At 75.3% G+C, this 15,261-nt stretch carries 15 protein-coding genes; 5 read left to right on the top strand and 10 right to left on the bottom strand.

What is annotated here, in order from left to right:
- Positions 1–5: 5 nt before the first annotated feature.
- Positions 6–428 (bottom strand): Hsp20/alpha crystallin family protein, encoded by a 423-nt coding sequence (locus AC1RNL_RS09445; RefSeq protein ID WP_246991780.1) that lies wholly within the window; start codon positions 426–428, stop codon positions 6–8.
- Positions 429–564: 136 nt separating this feature from the next.
- Here AC1RNL_RS09445 and AC1RNL_RS09440 point away from each other — a divergent pair, with 136 nt between their 5' ends.
- From AC1RNL_RS09440 to AC1RNL_RS09430, 3 genes are all read left to right on the top strand, one after another.
- Positions 565–1,014: an SRPBCC family protein gene (locus AC1RNL_RS09440; RefSeq protein ID WP_128188875.1), complete on the top strand. Its 450-nt coding sequence runs from the start codon at positions 565–567 to the stop codon at positions 1,012–1,014.
- 266 nt (positions 1,015–1,280) lie between these two features.
- Positions 1,281–3,407, top strand: a complete 2,127-nt coding sequence (locus tag AC1RNL_RS09435) for a DEAD/DEAH box helicase (protein ID WP_492935065.1) — start codon at positions 1,281–1,283, stop codon at positions 3,405–3,407.
- A gap of 24 nt (positions 3,408–3,431) precedes the next feature.
- Positions 3,432–4,181: a class I SAM-dependent methyltransferase gene (locus tag AC1RNL_RS09430; RefSeq protein WP_492935064.1), complete on the top strand. Its 750-nt coding sequence runs from the start codon at positions 3,432–3,434 to the stop codon at positions 4,179–4,181.
- Positions 4,182–4,197: 16 nt separating this feature from the next.
- Here the strand turns inward: AC1RNL_RS09430 and AC1RNL_RS09425 are convergent, their stop codons facing one another.
- The 5 genes from AC1RNL_RS09425 to AC1RNL_RS09405 are packed head-to-tail and all read right to left on the bottom strand — an operon-like array spanning position 4,198 to position 7,261.
- Positions 4,198–4,857 carry a DsbA family oxidoreductase gene (locus AC1RNL_RS09425; protein WP_492935063.1) on the bottom strand — a complete coding sequence of 220 codons (660 nt, stop codon included), beginning with the start codon at positions 4,855–4,857 and terminating at the stop codon, positions 4,198–4,200.
- 49 nt (positions 4,858–4,906) lie between these two features.
- Complete coding sequence (locus AC1RNL_RS09420) at positions 4,907–5,389, bottom strand: GyrI-like domain-containing protein (protein WP_492935062.1); 483 nt, start codon at positions 5,387–5,389, stop codon at positions 4,907–4,909.
- Positions 5,390–5,447: 58 nt separating this feature from the next.
- Entirely contained in the window at positions 5,448–5,903 is a 456-nt protein-coding gene (locus AC1RNL_RS09415; protein WP_246991772.1) for a hypothetical protein, read from the bottom strand.
- The gene (locus AC1RNL_RS09410; protein WP_246991771.1) at positions 5,900–6,553 is read right to left on the bottom strand and encodes a CDP-alcohol phosphatidyltransferase family protein; all 654 of its coding nucleotides are present in this window, start codon (positions 6,551–6,553) and stop codon (positions 5,900–5,902) included. Before AC1RNL_RS09410 ends, AC1RNL_RS09415 begins: the two co-directional genes overlap by 4 nt.
- Positions 6,554–6,613: 60 nt before the next feature.
- Positions 6,614–7,261, bottom strand: a complete 648-nt coding sequence (locus tag AC1RNL_RS09405; RefSeq protein WP_246991769.1) for a TetR/AcrR family transcriptional regulator — start codon at positions 7,259–7,261, stop codon at positions 6,614–6,616.
- A gap of 73 nt (positions 7,262–7,334) precedes the next feature.
- On the opposite strand from AC1RNL_RS09405, the gene AC1RNL_RS09400 reads away from it, so the two are divergent.
- Both AC1RNL_RS09400 and AC1RNL_RS09395 read left to right on the top strand, forming a co-directional pair.
- On the top strand, positions 7,335–7,742 hold the full coding sequence (locus AC1RNL_RS09400) for a VOC family protein (RefSeq protein ID WP_128188882.1): 408 nt from the start codon (positions 7,335–7,337) through the stop codon (positions 7,740–7,742).
- A gap of 81 nt (positions 7,743–7,823) precedes the next feature.
- Positions 7,824–9,407, top strand: a complete 1,584-nt coding sequence (locus AC1RNL_RS09395; RefSeq protein ID WP_246991767.1) for an MDR family MFS transporter — start codon at positions 7,824–7,826, stop codon at positions 9,405–9,407.
- Here AC1RNL_RS09395 and AC1RNL_RS09390 read toward each other — a convergent pair.
- The 4 genes from AC1RNL_RS09390 to AC1RNL_RS09375 all read right to left on the bottom strand — a co-directional run bounded on the left by AC1RNL_RS09390 (position 9,355) and on the right by AC1RNL_RS09375 (position 15,260).
- Positions 9,355–9,864, bottom strand: coding sequence for a YflT domain-containing protein (locus AC1RNL_RS09390; RefSeq protein ID WP_128188884.1), 510 nt, complete (start codon positions 9,862–9,864; stop codon positions 9,355–9,357). The genes AC1RNL_RS09395 and AC1RNL_RS09390 overlap by 53 nt on opposite strands.
- 89 nt (positions 9,865–9,953) lie before the next feature.
- A complete protein-coding gene (locus tag AC1RNL_RS09385; protein WP_310124208.1) occupies positions 9,954–11,114 on the bottom strand; it encodes an LOG family protein in 1,161 nt (386 codons plus the stop codon).
- 10 nt (positions 11,115–11,124) lie between these two features.
- Complete coding sequence (locus tag AC1RNL_RS09380; protein WP_492935061.1) at positions 11,125–14,109, bottom strand: AAA family ATPase; 2,985 nt, start codon at positions 14,107–14,109, stop codon at positions 11,125–11,127.
- Complete coding sequence (locus AC1RNL_RS09375) at positions 14,106–15,260, bottom strand: exonuclease SbcCD subunit D (RefSeq protein ID WP_364196326.1); 1,155 nt, start codon at positions 15,258–15,260, stop codon at positions 14,106–14,108. The genes AC1RNL_RS09380 and AC1RNL_RS09375 overlap by 4 nt, the downstream gene beginning before the upstream one ends.
- Between the last annotated feature and the right edge of the window lies 1 nt (position 15,261).

Here is a 15,261-nt window from a genome sequence, read left to right as displayed (position 1 = left end):
GCCGCTCAGCGCCGCTCGACCGGGATGTGGCGGGTCTTCGCGGGCACGCGGTCGAGGCCGACGCGCACGGTGAGCACGCCGTCCTCGTAGGAGGCGGTGATCTCGTCGTCCTTCGTGCCCTGCGGCAGCCGCACCGCGCGGGCGAGCGCGCCGTAGCGGAACTCCGAGCGCTGCTTCTCGCGCTTGTCGGGGTGCCGCTCGGCGTGGATCGTGAGCACGCCGTGCTCGACCGTCACGTCGATGTCGCGCGCCGGGTTCAGCCCCGGCAGCTCGGCGTGCACGACGAAGGCGCCGTCCTCCATGAGCTCCTCCACCCGGATGCCGGGCAGCGGGCCCCTGCCGTCCCAGCCGCCGAGCAGCGCGAACGCATCCACCCACTCGGTGAACGGCGGGAAGATCGGGTACCTGCGCGAGGCCTCCGCGGTCATGGCCGCTCCCTCCGTCGTCGTTGCCTCGTGTCTACTCCGCTTCGACCGTCGCTTCAATGGCCGGGCGGTCAGGAAGCGGATGCGCCGGGCCGGGCCGCGATGGCGCGCTCGGCCGCGCGCATGGTTCGATCGATCCATGAGCGACACCGAGGTCTCCCGAGTCGTGCAGGCGAGCCGCATCATCGAGGCTCCCGCCGACGTCATCTTCGAGCACATCGCCGACCCGGCCAGGCAGCCGGCGTGGGACGGCAACGACAACCTCGCCGAGGCGCCCGACGGCCAGCGCGTGCGGGGCGTCGGCGACGTCTTCTCGATGACGCTGACGCAGGGCGCGGTGCGCGAGAACCACGTCGTGGAGTTCGAGGAGGGCCGCACGATCGCGTGGAAGCCCGCCGAGCCCGGCTCGCCGCCCATCGGCCACGTGTGGCGCTGGGAGCTCGAGCCCGAGGGCACGGGCACCCGCGTGACGCACACCTACGACTGGACCGACCTGCACGACGAGCAGCGCATCCCGCGCGCGCAGCGCACGCAGCCGGCCAACCTGCTCGCCTCGATCGACCGGCTCGCGGGCGTCGTCGGCGGCTGAGACCGCGGGGGAGAGCGTCGGGGCGGGGGAGCGCCCTGCGCGGCCGGTCAGCGCGCCCGGTGGGGCTCAGGAGCGCGCGCCGGCGCGGAGCGGGTAGCATGGTGGCAGGCGACAGCCCGCCGGTCACCGCCGGAGCCGCATCGCGGCCCCGCCCGTGCACCGCAGCCGCCGTCGCCGGCTCGATCAGCCGCCCGCGCTCCGCGGGCGACGTCGCAGCCTGAACGCCTGGGGCCCGCATCGCCGGCCCCGCCTCGAACGGAGGACATGTGGCCGACGCCGCAACCATCGATGCTCCCGAGACGGACGCATCCCCCGACGCCCCGTCGCGCGAGCGCGACGCGCTCATCCCGCAGCTCGCCCGCGCCGTCCGGCAGGTCGAAGCCGGCGTGAAGCGCGGCGCGGCATCGCGCTCGACCCGCACGAAGCTGCAGGTCGTCGCGATCCTCGCCCGCGAGGAGCGCGCCCGCGTGCGCGCCGACAAGGAGCTCACCGACGCGCAGCGCGCCGAGGAGCTCAAGCGCCTCGACGGCATCGCCGTCATCCTCGCGAAGGCCGCGAGCCGCGAGCCCACGCTGCTGCCCTTGCTCGGCGAGGGCGCGCCCCTCACCGACGCCGTGCGCGAGCGCAAGCGCGAGATGCTGCTCGCCGCGGGCATCGAGCCCGAGCCCGAGGTCTCCTCGGCGCCCGAGCCCGAGCAGACCGAGCCGCAGGCGCCGCAGGTCGTGCCGCCCTCGGTGCGGCGCGTGCAGCTCGCCAACCCGTTCCTCGAGCCCGACCTGTCGCACGTGCGCCGCAAGCCCGAGCGCGACCGCCTCGCCGGCTTCGACCTGCTCTCTCCGCTGTTCCTCTCGTTCGAGGTCGCGGCCGACGGCCGGCCCGCGTGCATGCCCCTGCCGCAGCCCAAGCAGCGCATCGCGCCCGGCGGCAAGCAGCTCATGCACCACCAGGCCGAGCTCGTGCAGGCCGCCCGCGAGGGGCACCGCACGTTCCTGCTCGCCGACGAGCCGGGCCTCGGCAAGACCGCGCAGGCGCTGCTCGCCGCGCAGGCGGCGGATGCGTTCCCGCTGCTCGTCGTCGCGCCGAGCGTCGTGAAGATCAACTGGGCGCGCGAGACCGAGCGCTGGGTGCCCGGCCGCCGCGCCGCCGTGCTGCAGGGCGACGGCGACCAGCTCGACGCGTTCGCCGACGTCGTGGTCGTCAACTACGAGGTGCTCGACCGGCACATCGGCTGGCTCGAGCGCTTCGGCTTCCGCGGCATGGTCGTCGACGAGGCCCACTTCATCAAGAACACCCGCTCGAAGCGGTCGCGCCACGTGCTGCAGATCGCCGCGGCGCTGCGCGAGCGCGTCGGCAACCCGCTGCTCATGGCGCTGACGGGCACCCCGCTCATCAACGACATCGAGGACTTCGGGGCGATCTGGCGGTTCCTCGGCTGGATCGACCAGAAGGAGCCGAACGCCGAGCTCACCGACGACCTCGAGCAGATCGGCCTGACGCCGATGGACCGCGGCTTCTACCCGGCCGCGCGCCGCGCCGTGATCGACATGGGCATCGTGCGCCGCCGCAAGATCGACGTCGCCGCCGACATCCCGGCCCGCCGCATCGCCGACATCCCCGTCGAGCTCGACGAGGCATCCGGCCGCTCCATCCGCGCCGCCGAGCGCGAGCTCGTCGACCGCATGCTGCGCCGCTACGACGCCGCGATGGAGCAGCGCTCCGCCGACGCGCGCGACGACAGCCGCGTCGACGACGAGCTCGTGCACCGCATCGCCCGCAGCGAGGTCGAGACGCAGGAGGGCAGCACGGGCGAGAACGTCTTCGCGCTCGCCCGCCGCATCGGCCGCGCGAAGGCCGAGCTCGCCGCCGACTACGCGGGCCAGCTCGCGCACTCGGTGGGCAAGGTGGTCTTCTTCGCCAAGCACATCGACGTCCTCGACGCCGCCGAGCAGACGCTCGCGAAGGCCGGCATCAAGACGGTCTCGATCCGCGGCGACCAGACGCCGACGCAGCGCCAGAGGGCGATCGACGCGTTCACGAACGACGACTCGGTGCAGGTCATCGTCTGCTCGCTCATGGCGGCGGGCGTGGGCGTCAACCTGCAGGCAGCCGCCGACATGGTGCTCGCCGAGCTCTCCTGGACCGACGCCGAGCAGACGCAGGCGATCGACCGCATCCACCGCATCGGCCAGTCGATGCCGGTCACCGTGTGGCGCATCCTCGCGGCGCAGACGATCGACACGCGCATCGCCGAGCTGCTCGACGCGAAGGCCGGCATGGTCGGCCGCGCGATCGACGGCACCACCGGCGACGAGCCGACCACGGGCGACCTGCGGCAGGCGGCGGTCGAGGGCATGCTCCGCGACGCCGTCGCCGCTCGCATCGCGCGGCGCTGACGGCGCGACGGGGCTGAGCCGGCCGTGGTCGACGCGATCTTCGGCGATCCGAGGCTCGCGGCGGTCTACGACGCGCTCGACGCCGACCGCTCCGACCTCGAGGTCTACGAGCGGATCGTCGTCGACGAGCTGGGCGCCCGCTCGGCGCTCGACATCGGCTGCGGCACCGGCACCTTCGCGCTCATGCTCGCCGCCCGCGGGCTCGACGTCACCGGCGTCGACCCGGCCGCCGCATCCGTCGCCGTCGCCCGGGCGAAGCCCGGCGCCGACGCGGTGCGCTGGGTCGTCGGCCTCGCCGACGCGGCGACGCGGGCGGATGCGCGGGGTCGCTCGGGCGTCGACGTCGTCACGATGACGGCCAACGTCGCGCAGGTCTTCCTCGACGACCTCGACTGGCTCTCGGTGCTCGTCGCGGCGCGGCGGGCGCTCCGGCCCGGCGGCACGCTCGTGCTCGAGTCGCGCAGGCCCGAGCGGCGGGCGTGGCTCGAGTGGACCCCGGATGCGACGCGGCAGGTCGTCGACGTGCCGCACGAGGGGCAGGTGGAGGAGTGGATCGAGGTCACGGGCGTCGACGGCGAGCTCGTCACCTTCTCGTCGCCGACGGTCTTCCACCGGGACGGCACGCGCATCGACTCCACCACGACGCTGCGCTTCCGGCCGCGCGCCGCGATCGAGGCGTCGCTCGCGCGCGCCGGGCTCGAGGTGGTCGATGTGCGCGACGCGCCCGACCGCCCGGGGCGCGAGTGGGTCTACCTCGCGAGGCGCCCGGGCTGAGCGCGGCGACCGCCGCTCAGCGCTCGGCGGTCGCGCCCTCGAGCTCGAGCGCGCGAGCCTGCTCGAGCGCCTGCGTGAAGACCTGCACCGGCTGCGCGCCCGAGAGCCCGAGCCGCATGTCGAAGACGAAGAACGGCACGCCGTTGACCCCGAGCTCCCGCGCCTGCGCGATGTCGGCACGCACCGCGGGCAGGAAGCGCTCGTCGCCGAGCGCCTCGCGCACCTCGTGCTCGTCGAGGCCCGCCTCCGCGCCCAGCGCCGCGAGGGCGTCGACGTCGCCGATGTCGATGCCGCGCTCGAAGTGCGCCGAGAGCAGCGCCTCCTTCACGGCGTCGCCGCGCCCGTGCGCCTTCGCGAGGTGCAGCAGCTGGTGCGCGCGCAGGCTGTTGGCGACCACGAGCCGGTCGAAGTCGTAGCGCAGGCCCTCGCCGGCCGCCTGCTCGCCGACGTGCTCGATCATCTGACGCACCTGCTCGACGGGCATCCCCTTGCGGGTCGAGAGGTACTCGACCTCGGTGCCGTCGTAGCGCTCGGGGAGGCTCGGGTCGAGCTGGAACGAGTGCCACGTCACCTCCACCTCGTCGCGGTGCTCCCAGGCGGCGAGCGCCGCCTCGAACCTCCGCTTGCCGATGAAGCACCACGGGCACGCCACGTCTGACCAGATGTCGATCTGCATGCTGACGGCCAACGCGCGGCGGGCCGCCCGGATTCCGCATCCGCCCGGATCAGGATCCGGCGGGCTCCTGCAGCGGCCACGTGATCAGGGTGCGCATCGAGGCGGGGTCGACGTCGGGCCGCGGCTCCGTGAGGTACGTCTCCCACATCACCGGCCCGAGCGGCAGCCCCTGCTCCTCGGCCCAGGCCGCGAGCCGGTCGTACGACGCCCGCATCGTGCCGTAGGCGCCGGCATGCGTCAGCTGCACGGCGCGGCCGGCGGGCAGCCGCTCCGCCGCGACGCCCTCCTCGGACGCGTCGGCCGCGTCGGCGGGGAAGCCGGCGCTCATCTCGATCGTGTCGGTCGGCGCCGACCAGTAGACGCCGACCGGCGCGCCGGTGGGGTGGATGTCCTGGCTCGCCATCACGCGCACGACCGTCCGGTAGGCGCGGTCGAAGAAGTCGGTGATGCCCGCCATCGGGACGGTCTCGCGGATCGCCGCGATCGTCGTCGGCTGCAGCGTCACGAGCCGGGGGTCGGTGCTCTCGGTCATGCGGCCAGCGTCGCACCGAAGCGGCGCGACGGCCAGGGCCGGATCGCGCGGCGCCCGCTCAGGCGGGCAGCTCGTCGATGAGCGCGTCGGCCTCGGGGTCGTCCCAGTCGTCGAGGTCGAAGTCGTCGTCATCGTCGTCGTCGTCCGCCGCTGCGGAGGTGTCGACGGCCGCGTCGCCGTCGCCGTCGGCGTCGTCGCCGAGCCACGCGTCGGCGGCGGCCTCGAGGTCGTCGTCCTCGTCGTCGTCGAGGTCGTCGTCGTCGCGGTCGGCGTCCTCGGCCAGCTCGTCGCGCAGCCACTGCGCGAGCTCGCCCTCGGCCTCCGCGTCGACCATCTCCTCGACGCTCTCCTCGTCGAGCGGCAGGATCGCCGCCACCCGGTCGCCGTCGCGGGCGACGAGCGTGTCGGGCTCGCCGTCCTCGCCCGGCACGCGCTCGACCGACTCGTGCCAGCCCGCCAGCAGGTCCTCGACCTGCGCCGCGAGCCGCTCGCGGTCCTCGTGCCACTCGGTCATCGCGCCTCCTCGGTGTCGTCCTGCGCGTGCGCGTCGCCCGCAGCGGGCCGCGCCAGTGCACCAGTCTGCACCCGTCGCAGGCGACGCGCCTGCAGGATGTAGTCGACGCACGCGATCACGTGCAGGCCGAGCCCGAGCAGCATGAGCGTCATCGCGATCGGCGTCACCCATGGCAGCACCGTGTGGCCGACCAGCAGCAGCACGACGGCCGTGAGCATGAGCGCGGTGCGCACCTTCCCGAGCCACGACACGTGGATGCTGCCGTCGCGCGCCGCGCGCCCGGCGAAGGCGACCGCGATGACGTCGACGCCCGCGATGACGGCGAGGATCCACCAGTCGACGGCGCCCGCGATCGCGAGCGACAGCGTCACGCCGATGATGCCGATGCGGTCGGCGACCGGGTCCATCACCTCGCCGACGCGCGACGTCTGGTCCATGGCGCGCGCGAGCACCCCGTCGATCCAGTCGGTCGACGCCCAGAGCGCCAGCAGCACGACCGGCAGCCACGACCCATCCGCACCCGCGACGATCAGCCAGCAGACGGGGGCCAGCAGGAGCAGCCGCGCGAGCGTGATGACGTTCGGCAGCGTGAGGACCCGCGTGAAGTACGGGTCGTCCGGGTCGCGCTCACGTGCCGGGGCGGGGGCCATGCCCTCTTGATAGCACAGCGCGCGGGCGCAGTCAGGAGGCGGCGGGGGAGCCGGCTCCGCTCACGCCGGCCCCGGCTCCGGCGCCGTGGCCGAGAGGCCGAGCCGCACCATCTCGACGATCCGCCACGACAGCGCCTCGCGCGTGCGCTCGTCGAGCGAGCGCAGCGGGCCCTCCACGGTCAGCGTCGCGAAGCCGTGCACGGCCGACCACGCGAGCGCCTCGGCGCCGGGCCGCTGCTCGCGGGGCAGCTCGCCGACGGCCTCGAGCGCATCGAGCGCGCGCTCGAGCTGCTCGTAGGGCGTGCGCCCGCTCGCGCCGCGCGCCGCCTCGTCGTGCGCCGCCTCGAGGTCGCCGTGCGCGCGGAAGGCGAGGCGGAAGAGCCCGGGCTCCCGCCACGCGAACCGCACGTACCCGAGCCCGACCGCGGCGATCGCGCCGTCGGCCCACGCGGTCGCGTCGCCGGTCGGCACGCGCGCGAGCTCGTCCTCCATCGCATCCGCGACCATCGCGAGCGAGCGGCGCGCGATCGCGCCGATGAGCTGCTCGTGGCTCGCGAAGTGCCGGTACACCGCCGAGGGCGCGACGCCCACCGTGCGCGCGAGCTCCCGCAGGCTCACCGCCTCCGGGCCGCCCGCGCGCGCGGCATCGAGGCCCGCGTCGAGGAGGGCGCGGCGCAGGTCGCCGTGGAAGTAGCCGGATCGTGCCACCCCTTGACGCTACCCGGCCGCCGGGCCTAATGTGAACGCCGTTCACACGATGGGCGAGGTGTCAGGAGCGACCATGGCGGTCCGGATGGTGTTCCCCAACTACGCGGTCGAGGAGATCGCGCGGTCGACGGCGTTCTACGAGGCGCTCGGCTTCACGCGCAACCCCGACTTCAGCGACGAGACGACGAGCTGCATGACGGTCAGCGACGAGGTCGCGATCATGCTGCTCGAGCGCGACCGCTTCGACGGGTTCCTCGTCGGCGACCAGCAGCGCGCCCCGCGCGGCTCCCTCGAGAACCTGCTCGCGATGCTGCTCGGCAGCCGCGAGGAGGTCGACGCGTTCGGCGCCGCCGGCGCGGCGGCGGGCGGTACGCTCTCCAAGCCGGTCGAGGAGAACGAGTGGGGCATGTACGGCGGCCAGCTCACGGATCCCGACGGCCACATCATCGACTTCTTCCACATGGAGGGCCCGCCGGCCTGACCGGCCCTCCGACTTCCCACGCAGCGACGCGAACCCCGCGGGAATGCTCCGGCCGGGTTCGCGTTGCCATGACGGAGCACCATGCAGACCCACACCGAACCCGCCGGCAGCAGCGACACGCGCCCGGCACGCGCCGCATCCGATCGCCTCGCCCCCGGCGGGGCGATCATCATCGCCACCCTCCTCGTCTCGGCCTTCGTCGTGATCCTCAACGAGACGGCGATGAACGTCGCCATCTCGGCCCTCGTCGAGGATCCCCAGCTCGGCATCGACGAGCGCGCCGCGCAGTGGCTCACCACCGCGTTCATGCTCACGATGGCCGTCGTCATCCCCACGACCGGCTGGCTCATGGCCCGCTTCTCGACCCGCACGCTCTACATCGCGGCGATGGGCTCGTTCGTGCTCGGCACGCTCATCGCCGGCATCGCGCCGTCGTTCGCGCTGCTGCTGCTCGGCCGCGTCGTGCAGGCCTCCGGCACCGCGATCGTCTTCCCGCTCCTCATGACCACCGTGATGCAGCTCGTGCCGCCCGCCCGCCGCGGCGCGTTCATGGGCACCATCTCGCTCGTCATGTCGGTCGCGCCCGCGCTCGGCCCGACGCTCTCAGGCGCGATCCTGCAGATCGCCTCGTGGCGCTGGATCTTCCTCGGCGTCGCGCCGCTCGCCGTCGTCATGCTGCTCGTCGGCTGGCGCACCCTGCGCCGCGGCGACGCGCAGACGCCCCCGCGCCTCGACGTGCTCTCCATCCCGCTCGCGGCGCTGGGCTTCGGCGGCCTCGTCTACGGGCTCTCGCTCATGGGCGCGGAGGGCCTGCCTGCCTGGCAGCTGCCGGTGGCGCTCGGCGTCGGGGTCGTCGGCCTCGTGGCGTTCGTGCTCCGCCAGGTGCGCCTGCAGCGCAGCGACGCGGCCCTGCTCGACCTGCGCACGTTCCGCCACCCGCTCTTCACCGCATCCGTCGTCGTCATGATGATCGCGATGGCGGCGATGTTCGGCACGCTCATCCTGCTGCCGCTCATCCTGCAGGACGCGCTCGGGCTCGAGCCGCTGCAGGTCGGCCTCATCACGCTGCCGGGCGCGCTGCTCACGGGCCTGCTCGGCCCCGTCGTGGGCAACCTCTACGACCGGTGGGGGCCGCGCCCGCTCGTGATCCCCGGCGCGCTCGTCGTGCTCACCGCGCTCGTGCTCTACTCGCAGCTGCAGGTGACGACGCCGTGGTGGGTCGTGCTGCTCATGCAGATGGTGCTGAGCCTCGGCTTCGCGTTCACGTTCCCGCCGCTGTTCACCGTGTCGCTCGGCTCGCTGCCGCACCACCTGTACGGGCACGGCTCGGCGGTGGTCGGCACCGTGCAGCAGGTCGCGGGCGCCGCGGGCACGGCCGCGTTCGTGACGATCATGGCGACCCGGCAGGCGCAGCTCGTCGCCGAGGGCGTCGCGCGCGGCGACGCGCTGCTCGAGGGCGCGCGCATCGCGTTCACGGGCGCCGCGGCGCTGTGGGTGTTGGGCGTGATCGCCACGCTCTGGCTGCGGAAGCCCGCCGACGCGGTGCCCGCCGAGCCCGACCACCGCGACCCGGCGACGGGTCCGCTGCCCGCGGGGCCCGAGCCTGCGGCGGCTACGCCTGCGGAGCCGGCGGCGCGGTCGGTGCCTGCGGAGCCCGCCCCATGACGCGCACCGCCTCGGCGGCGTGCTCGTTCGTGACCTGCACCCCGTAGCGCTCGGCCTGCAGGCCGCGGATGCTCGTGAAGTCGCGCTTGCCGCCGGTCATGGCGTGCTGCACGACGGCCGCGATCATGCCGAACGCGGCGCCCATGAGCACGGCCCAGATCACCCACGCCCACGAGTCGGCGATGATCAGGCCGAAGAGCAGGCCGATGAAGAGGCCGAACCAGGCGCCGCCGAGCGCGCCCGAGAGCGCGGCGCGGCCGTAGGTCATGCGGCCGAGCACCTGCTCGACCGTGGTGAGCCCGGTGCCGACGATGCGCACGTGCTGCACGGGGAACTGCGCGTCGCTCAAGCGGTCGACGAGGGCCTGCGCCTCCTCGTACGTGTCGAACTCGGCGATCGTGGTCGACGGCGGCGTCGGCTCGGTGCGGCCCCGCAGCGGGTCCTGGATGTCGGTCATGATGCCTCCTCGCGGCCACTCCGGGCCTCTCCGTGCATCCTCGCACCCGTTGCTGAGTGCGCGCCCGGAGCGATTCGGGCGGCTGGGGCCTACCGCCGGTCCTCGGGTGCCGGGCGGTGCATGGCCGCCGACCCCGGGGCCGGATCGAACGCCGCGATCGCGGCCACGGCATCCGCCACGTCGTCGACGAGCGCGATGCCGGCCTCGCCCGGCTTGCCGCGCATGACCGCCTGCAGCAGCGGCCAGGCGGGCAGCTGCTCGGTCCAGTAGCGCTCGCCCAGCAGCACGAGCGGCGCCCACGCGCCCTCCTCGGCGTAGGAGTTCTCGCACGCGTCCTGGAAGATCTCCTGCACCGTGCCGCCGCTGCCGGGCAGCACCACGATGCCGGCGTTCGCGACGCGCAGCAGGATGTCCTCGCGCACGGAGTTCTGGAAGTACTTCGCGATGGAGGTGGCGAACGAGTTGGGCGGCTCGTGGCCGTAGTGCCAGGTCGGGATGCCGAGCGAGACGCCGTCGCCGACGCGCTCGGCCACGCGACGGGCGGAGGCGATCCACTCGGGGATGGAGCCGTGGAACGACGGCACGGCCGCGAGCTCGTCGATCGCCTCGTCGAGCTCGGCGGGCGAGAGGGCGACCGCGCGGGCGCCGAGGTTGCCGGCCTCCATCGCACCCGGCCCGCCACCGGTGGCGACGATGCGGCCGGCGCGGGCGAGCCCGTGCGCGAGGTGCGCGGCCTGCCGGTAGGCCTCGGAGTCGCGCGCCAGGGCGTGGCCGCCCATGATGCCGACGATCGCCCTGCCCTGCACCCACTCTGTGAGCGCGTCGTCGATGGAGTGGTCGTGGAGCGCCGCGGCGAGGGTGTGCGCGATGTCGTGGTGGCGCGTGCGCGACCAGGCGTAGACGCGGGCGTCGAAGCTCTCGGCGTAGCCGTGCTCGAGGCCGTCGACGAGGTCGTCGGGGGAGTAGAGCGTCGACCGGTAGGCGTTGAACGGCACCTCGGGCACGTCGTCGAACACGAGCGCCCCCTGCCCGGTGAGGCGCTCCTTCGCGCCCTCGGGGAGGTCGGAGCCGAGCACGAGCGCGCCGTAGCCGTCGAGCCGCGCGAGCACGTCGCCGCGCTCGCGCAGGTCGACGTCCTGGATGCGCCAGCCGTACATGCTGTGCGCCCGCGCGGCGAAGCGGTCGAACGCCTCGAGGGTGCCGATGTCGAGCAGTCGGCCGTGCTGCGGTCGCTCGTCGGAGTCGTGCATGCCGGGGAGCCTACCGAGCGGGCTCCGCGATGCCCTGAGCGCTCGGCGGCGACACCTCGATGCGGCTGCCGCCGCCGGGCAGCGGCACCACCCGGATGCGCGACGGGATGCGCTCCTGCATCTGCTGCACGTGGCTGATGACGCCCACCGTGCGTCCGCCCGCGCGCAGCTCGTCGAGGGTCGCCATCGCCGACTCGAGCGTGTCCTGGTCGAGCGACCCGAAGCCCTCGTCGACGAAGAGCGTCTCGAGCGACACCCCGCCTGCCTCCGCCTGCACGACGTCGGCGAGGCCCAGCGCGAGCGAGAGCGAGGCGAGGAACGTCTCTCCGCCCGACAGCGAGCGGGTCGGCCGGGCGAGGCCCGTGTGCGCGTCGAGCACCGCGATGCCGAGCCCGCTCGCGCGGCCGTGCGAGGCGCGCGCCTCGTCGAGCACGAGCGTGAACCGCCCGTCGGTCATCGCCGCGAGGCGCAGGTTCGCCGCGTCGATGATGGTCGCGAGGCGCGTCGCGAGCACGTAGGTCTCGATGTCCTGCGCGCGCTCGTTGCGGCCGTCGAGGGCGCGCGCGAGCCCGCGCACGGCGTCGGCGTGCTCGGCGCCCTCGGCGAGGGAGCGGATGGCCTCCCTCGCGGCGGCGAGGTCGGCGGCGGCGAGGTCGCGGGTCGTCTCGGCGGCCGCTGCCGCCCGGTTCGCGCGCGCCGCGGCCGCGCTCGCCTCACCGAGCGCCGCCTCGAGCGGCTCGAGCTCCGGCGGCTCGCCGAGGCCGTCGAGGTCGGGCTGCGCGAGCACGCCGCGCGCGCTCGCGACGGCAGCGTCGTGGGTCGTGATGCGCGCGAGCAGCGCCTTCCTCGCGGCGGGCTCGAGCCGCATCGCGGCCGTCGCCTCGCGATCGGGCAGCGCGTGCTCGGCGAGCGCTGCGGCACCGGCGCTCGCGGCCGCATCGTGCTCGGCGCGGGCGGCGCCGGCGTGCGCGTCGGCGTCGAGCCAGCGGCGCAGCGCATCGCGCCGACCGGTCGCGGCGGCGAGCAGCGCGCCGGCGTCGGGGTGCTCCCCGAGCTCCTCCGCGAGCCGATCGCGCGCGTCGTCCCGTCGGGCGGCCGCGGTCGCCGCCTCGGCGGCGCTCGCGGCAGCGACCTGCTCGAGCTCGGCGACCTCGGCGTCGAGCCGCTCGGCGGCCGCGTCGTGCTCGGCGAGCCGCCGCTCGGCCTCGTCGCGCTCGACCGCGGCGTCGGCGGCGACGCGCACCGCCGCCCGCGCATCCTCGAGCGCGCGCTCGATCGACGCCCGATCGTCGCTCCCCGCGCGGGCCTCGGCGGCCGCGAGCCGCTGCTCGAGCGCGGCGAGCGCCTCGTGCGCCGCGCTCGCCCCGGCAAGCGCGCGGTGGCTCCGCTCGAGCGCGGCCGCGACGTCGTCGGCCGTGACCGCCTCGCTCGCCGGCGCGTGCGGCACCGGGTGCTCGATCGAGCCGCACACCGGGCACGGCTCGCCGTCCGCGAGCTCGCTCGCGAGCTCGCCCGCCATGCCATCGATGCGCGCGGCCTGCAGCCGGTGCAGCTCGTCGGCCGCGGTGTGCTGCGCTGCGGCGCTGCGCACCGCCTCCGCCCGAGCGGCGGCGAGAGGCTCGGCGAGCGCGTCGGCGGCGTCGCGCGCCGCGAGCCGCTCGAGGACGGCGTCGACCTGCCGGGCTGCCGCGTCGGCGCCGGCGGCGAGCGCGGTCGCGGCCTCGCGCGCGTCGCTCAGCAGCCGGCGGGCGGCCGGCGCGTCGGCGCGGCGCCGCTTCGCCGCGTCGACCGCGGCCTGCGCCTGCGCCGCCGCCTCCTCGGCCGCCGTCGCCTGGCGGTCGAGCCCCGGCAGCGACGCCTCGAGCGCTCGCGTCTCGGTCGCGCGGGACGCGACGCGCACCGCGGCCTCGTGCTCGGCCTCGACGATCGGGCGCTCGGCCGCGACGTCGGCGGGGAGCGCGGCGGTCGCCGCGTCGAGCTCGACGACCGAGCGCTCCACGCCGGTGTCGGCGCGCGCCCAGCGGTCGAGCTCCGCCGCGACCCCGGCGGCGCGATCGGCGTCGGCGAGCCGCTCGCGGTCGGCGTCGATCCCCGCGGCGGCCTCGGCGAGGTCGGCGAGCGCCGACAGTGCCGCGTCGCGCCGCGCGATGCGCTCGAGGAGCGCCTTCGCCTCGTCGCGCGCCGCCCGCGCCTCGCGCTCGGTGGCTGCGGCTGCCGTCGCGACCTCGGCCGCCTGCGCGACCCGGTCGTCGATCACCGCCTCGAGCGCAGCGAGCGCCGCCTCGTCGGCGCCGTCGGGCAGCGCCTCCTCGTCGTCGTCGCGCAGCGACGTGGCCGCGTCGCGCACGCGGGCGGCGCGGTCGTCGCGCTCGCGCTCCAGCGCCTCGCGCTCGGCCGTGATCGCCTTCGCGTCGGCGACGAGCAGCTCGCGCAGCCGCCGCATGCTCCCGGTGCCGAAGAGCCGCTCGAGCAGCGCCTTGCGCTCGTCGCTCGAGGCCGCGAGGAACTCGGCGAACCCGCCCTGCGCGAGCAGGATGACCTTGAGGAACTCGTCCTTGCGCAGGCCCAGGCTCCGCACGACCTCGGTGCTCGCGTCGTCGACGCTCGTCGCGAGGGTGCGCCACCCGTCGCCGTCGCGCTCCCACAGCGTCGCCGTCGCGCGCTCCTTCGTCAGCCCCGTGCCCCGCAGCTTGGGCCGCTCGTACTCGGGCGTGCGCCGCACCCGCAGGACGCGGTCGCCGACCGCCACGTCGAGCTCGACCCAGGTGAGGTCGGCGGGGCCGGCGAGGTCGCTCCGCAGGTGCGCGGCGCCCTTCGCGTAGCGCGGGGCGCCGCCGTAGAGCGCGTACGTGATGGCGTCGAGGATCGTCGACTTGCCCGCGCCCGTCGGGCCCGCGATGAGGTAGAGGCCGTCGGCGTCGAACGCCGCGAAGTCGATCTCGAACCGGTCGCGGTACGGGCCGAAGCCGGCGAGCTCGAGCCGCAGCAGCCTCACTGCGCGGACTCCGCGGCGACCGCGCGCGCGAGGCCGTCGCGCACGAGCTCAGCCTCGGCGTCGGTCGCGCCGGCCCCGGCGCGCACGTGCTCGAGGAAGTCGCCGACGACCTCCGCCTCCGAGCGGCGGGCGAGCCGCGCGCGCACCTCGATCGCGGGCAGGTCGTCGCCGCCGAGCCACTGCACCTCGGCCGCGTGCGGCCAGCGGGCGCGGAGGCGCCGCATCGCGTCCATGGGCCGCACGCGGTCGGTGAGCCGGGCCCGGATCCAGTGCTCCTCGGTGCCCTCGAGGCGCGCATCCGCGAGCAGCGCGTCGAGCTCGCCCTCGATCGTCGTGAGCTGCCGCGGCACGGGCAGGTCGACCCACTCGACCTCGGCGAGGCCATCGGCGTCGAGGTCGACGAGCCAGCCGCCGCGCAGCGGCGAGCGCTCCTTGAAGGAGTAGTGGAGCGGGGCGCCCGAGTAGCGCACCGAGCGGGAGAGCTCCTGCCGCGAGTGCAGGTGGCCGAGCGCGACGTAGTCGACGCCCTCGAACCGCGAGGCGGGCACGACGTCGAGGCCGCCCGCGGTGATGTCGCGCGGGGCGTCGTCCTCCGGCGCGGCGACACCCGCGGCGAAGCAGTGCGCGAGCACGACCGAGCGCGCGGGAGACTCGGCGAGCGACGCCCGCACCGCGGCCATCGCCCACGCGATCGCGTCGTCCTGGCTCGCGATCCCGGCCTCGGGCAGCGACGAGCGCAGCGCCACCGGCTCGAGGTACGGCACGGCGAAGACGTGCACCGGCCCGTGCTCGTCGGCGAGCTCGACGCGCCACGACTCGGGCTCGAGCGCGAGGGTGCTCAGGTGCAGTCCGCCCGCCCGCGCGAAGCCGGCGTTCGCGCCCAGCCGCGCGGCCGAGTCGTGGTTGCCGCTCGCGAGCACGATCTCGGCCCCCGCGGCGCGGATCTCGCCGAGCGCGAGCGTCAGCGCCTCGACGTGGCGGCCGGCGGGCATCGCCGAGTCGTAGACGTCGCCCGCGACGAGCACGGCGTCGACCCCGCGGTCGCGGACGATGCCCGCGATCGCGCCCAGCGCATCCGCGAGCGCGTCGAGCGTGTCGGCCCCGTGGAACGTGCGCCCGACGTGCCAGTCGGAGGTGTGGAGCAGCCGCATG

Source organism: Agrococcus sp. GW821-FHT14H11 (genome assembly GCF_058803545.1).
The sequence above is the reverse complement of the archived record's forward strand: the minus strand, read 5'-3'. Positions and strand labels throughout refer to the sequence as shown.

Excerpts from the sequence above, each read along its gene's own strand:
- AC1RNL_RS09410 (WP_246991771.1), bottom strand. The coding sequence starts at position 6,553 with ATGGCCCCCGCCCCGGCACGTGAGCGCGACCCGGACGACCCGTACTTC.
- AC1RNL_RS09445 (WP_246991780.1), bottom strand. The coding sequence starts at position 428 with ATGACCGCGGAGGCCTCGCGCAGGTACCCGATCTTCCCGCCGTTCACC.
- AC1RNL_RS09385 (WP_310124208.1), bottom strand. The coding sequence starts at position 11,114 with ATGCACGACTCCGACGAGCGACCGCAGCACGGCCGACTGCTCGACATC.
- AC1RNL_RS09415 (WP_246991772.1), bottom strand. The coding sequence starts at position 5,903 with ATGACCGAGTGGCACGAGGACCGCGAGCGGCTCGCGGCGCAGGTCGAG.
- AC1RNL_RS09400 (WP_128188882.1), top strand. The coding sequence starts at position 7,335 with ATGGCGGTCCGGATGGTGTTCCCCAACTACGCGGTCGAGGAGATCGCG.
- AC1RNL_RS09440 (WP_128188875.1), top strand. The coding sequence starts at position 565 with ATGAGCGACACCGAGGTCTCCCGAGTCGTGCAGGCGAGCCGCATCATC.
- AC1RNL_RS09395 (WP_246991767.1), top strand. The coding sequence starts at position 7,824 with ATGCAGACCCACACCGAACCCGCCGGCAGCAGCGACACGCGCCCGGCA.
- AC1RNL_RS09425 (WP_492935063.1), bottom strand. The coding sequence starts at position 4,857 with ATGCAGATCGACATCTGGTCAGACGTGGCGTGCCCGTGGTGCTTCATC.
- AC1RNL_RS09390 (WP_128188884.1), bottom strand. The coding sequence starts at position 9,864 with ATGACCGACATCCAGGACCCGCTGCGGGGCCGCACCGAGCCGACGCCG.
- AC1RNL_RS09420 (WP_492935062.1), bottom strand. The coding sequence starts at position 5,389 with ATGACCGAGAGCACCGACCCCCGGCTCGTGACGCTGCAGCCGACGACG.
- AC1RNL_RS09375 (WP_364196326.1), bottom strand. The coding sequence starts at position 15,260 with ATGCGGCTGCTCCACACCTCCGACTGGCACGTCGGGCGCACGTTCCAC.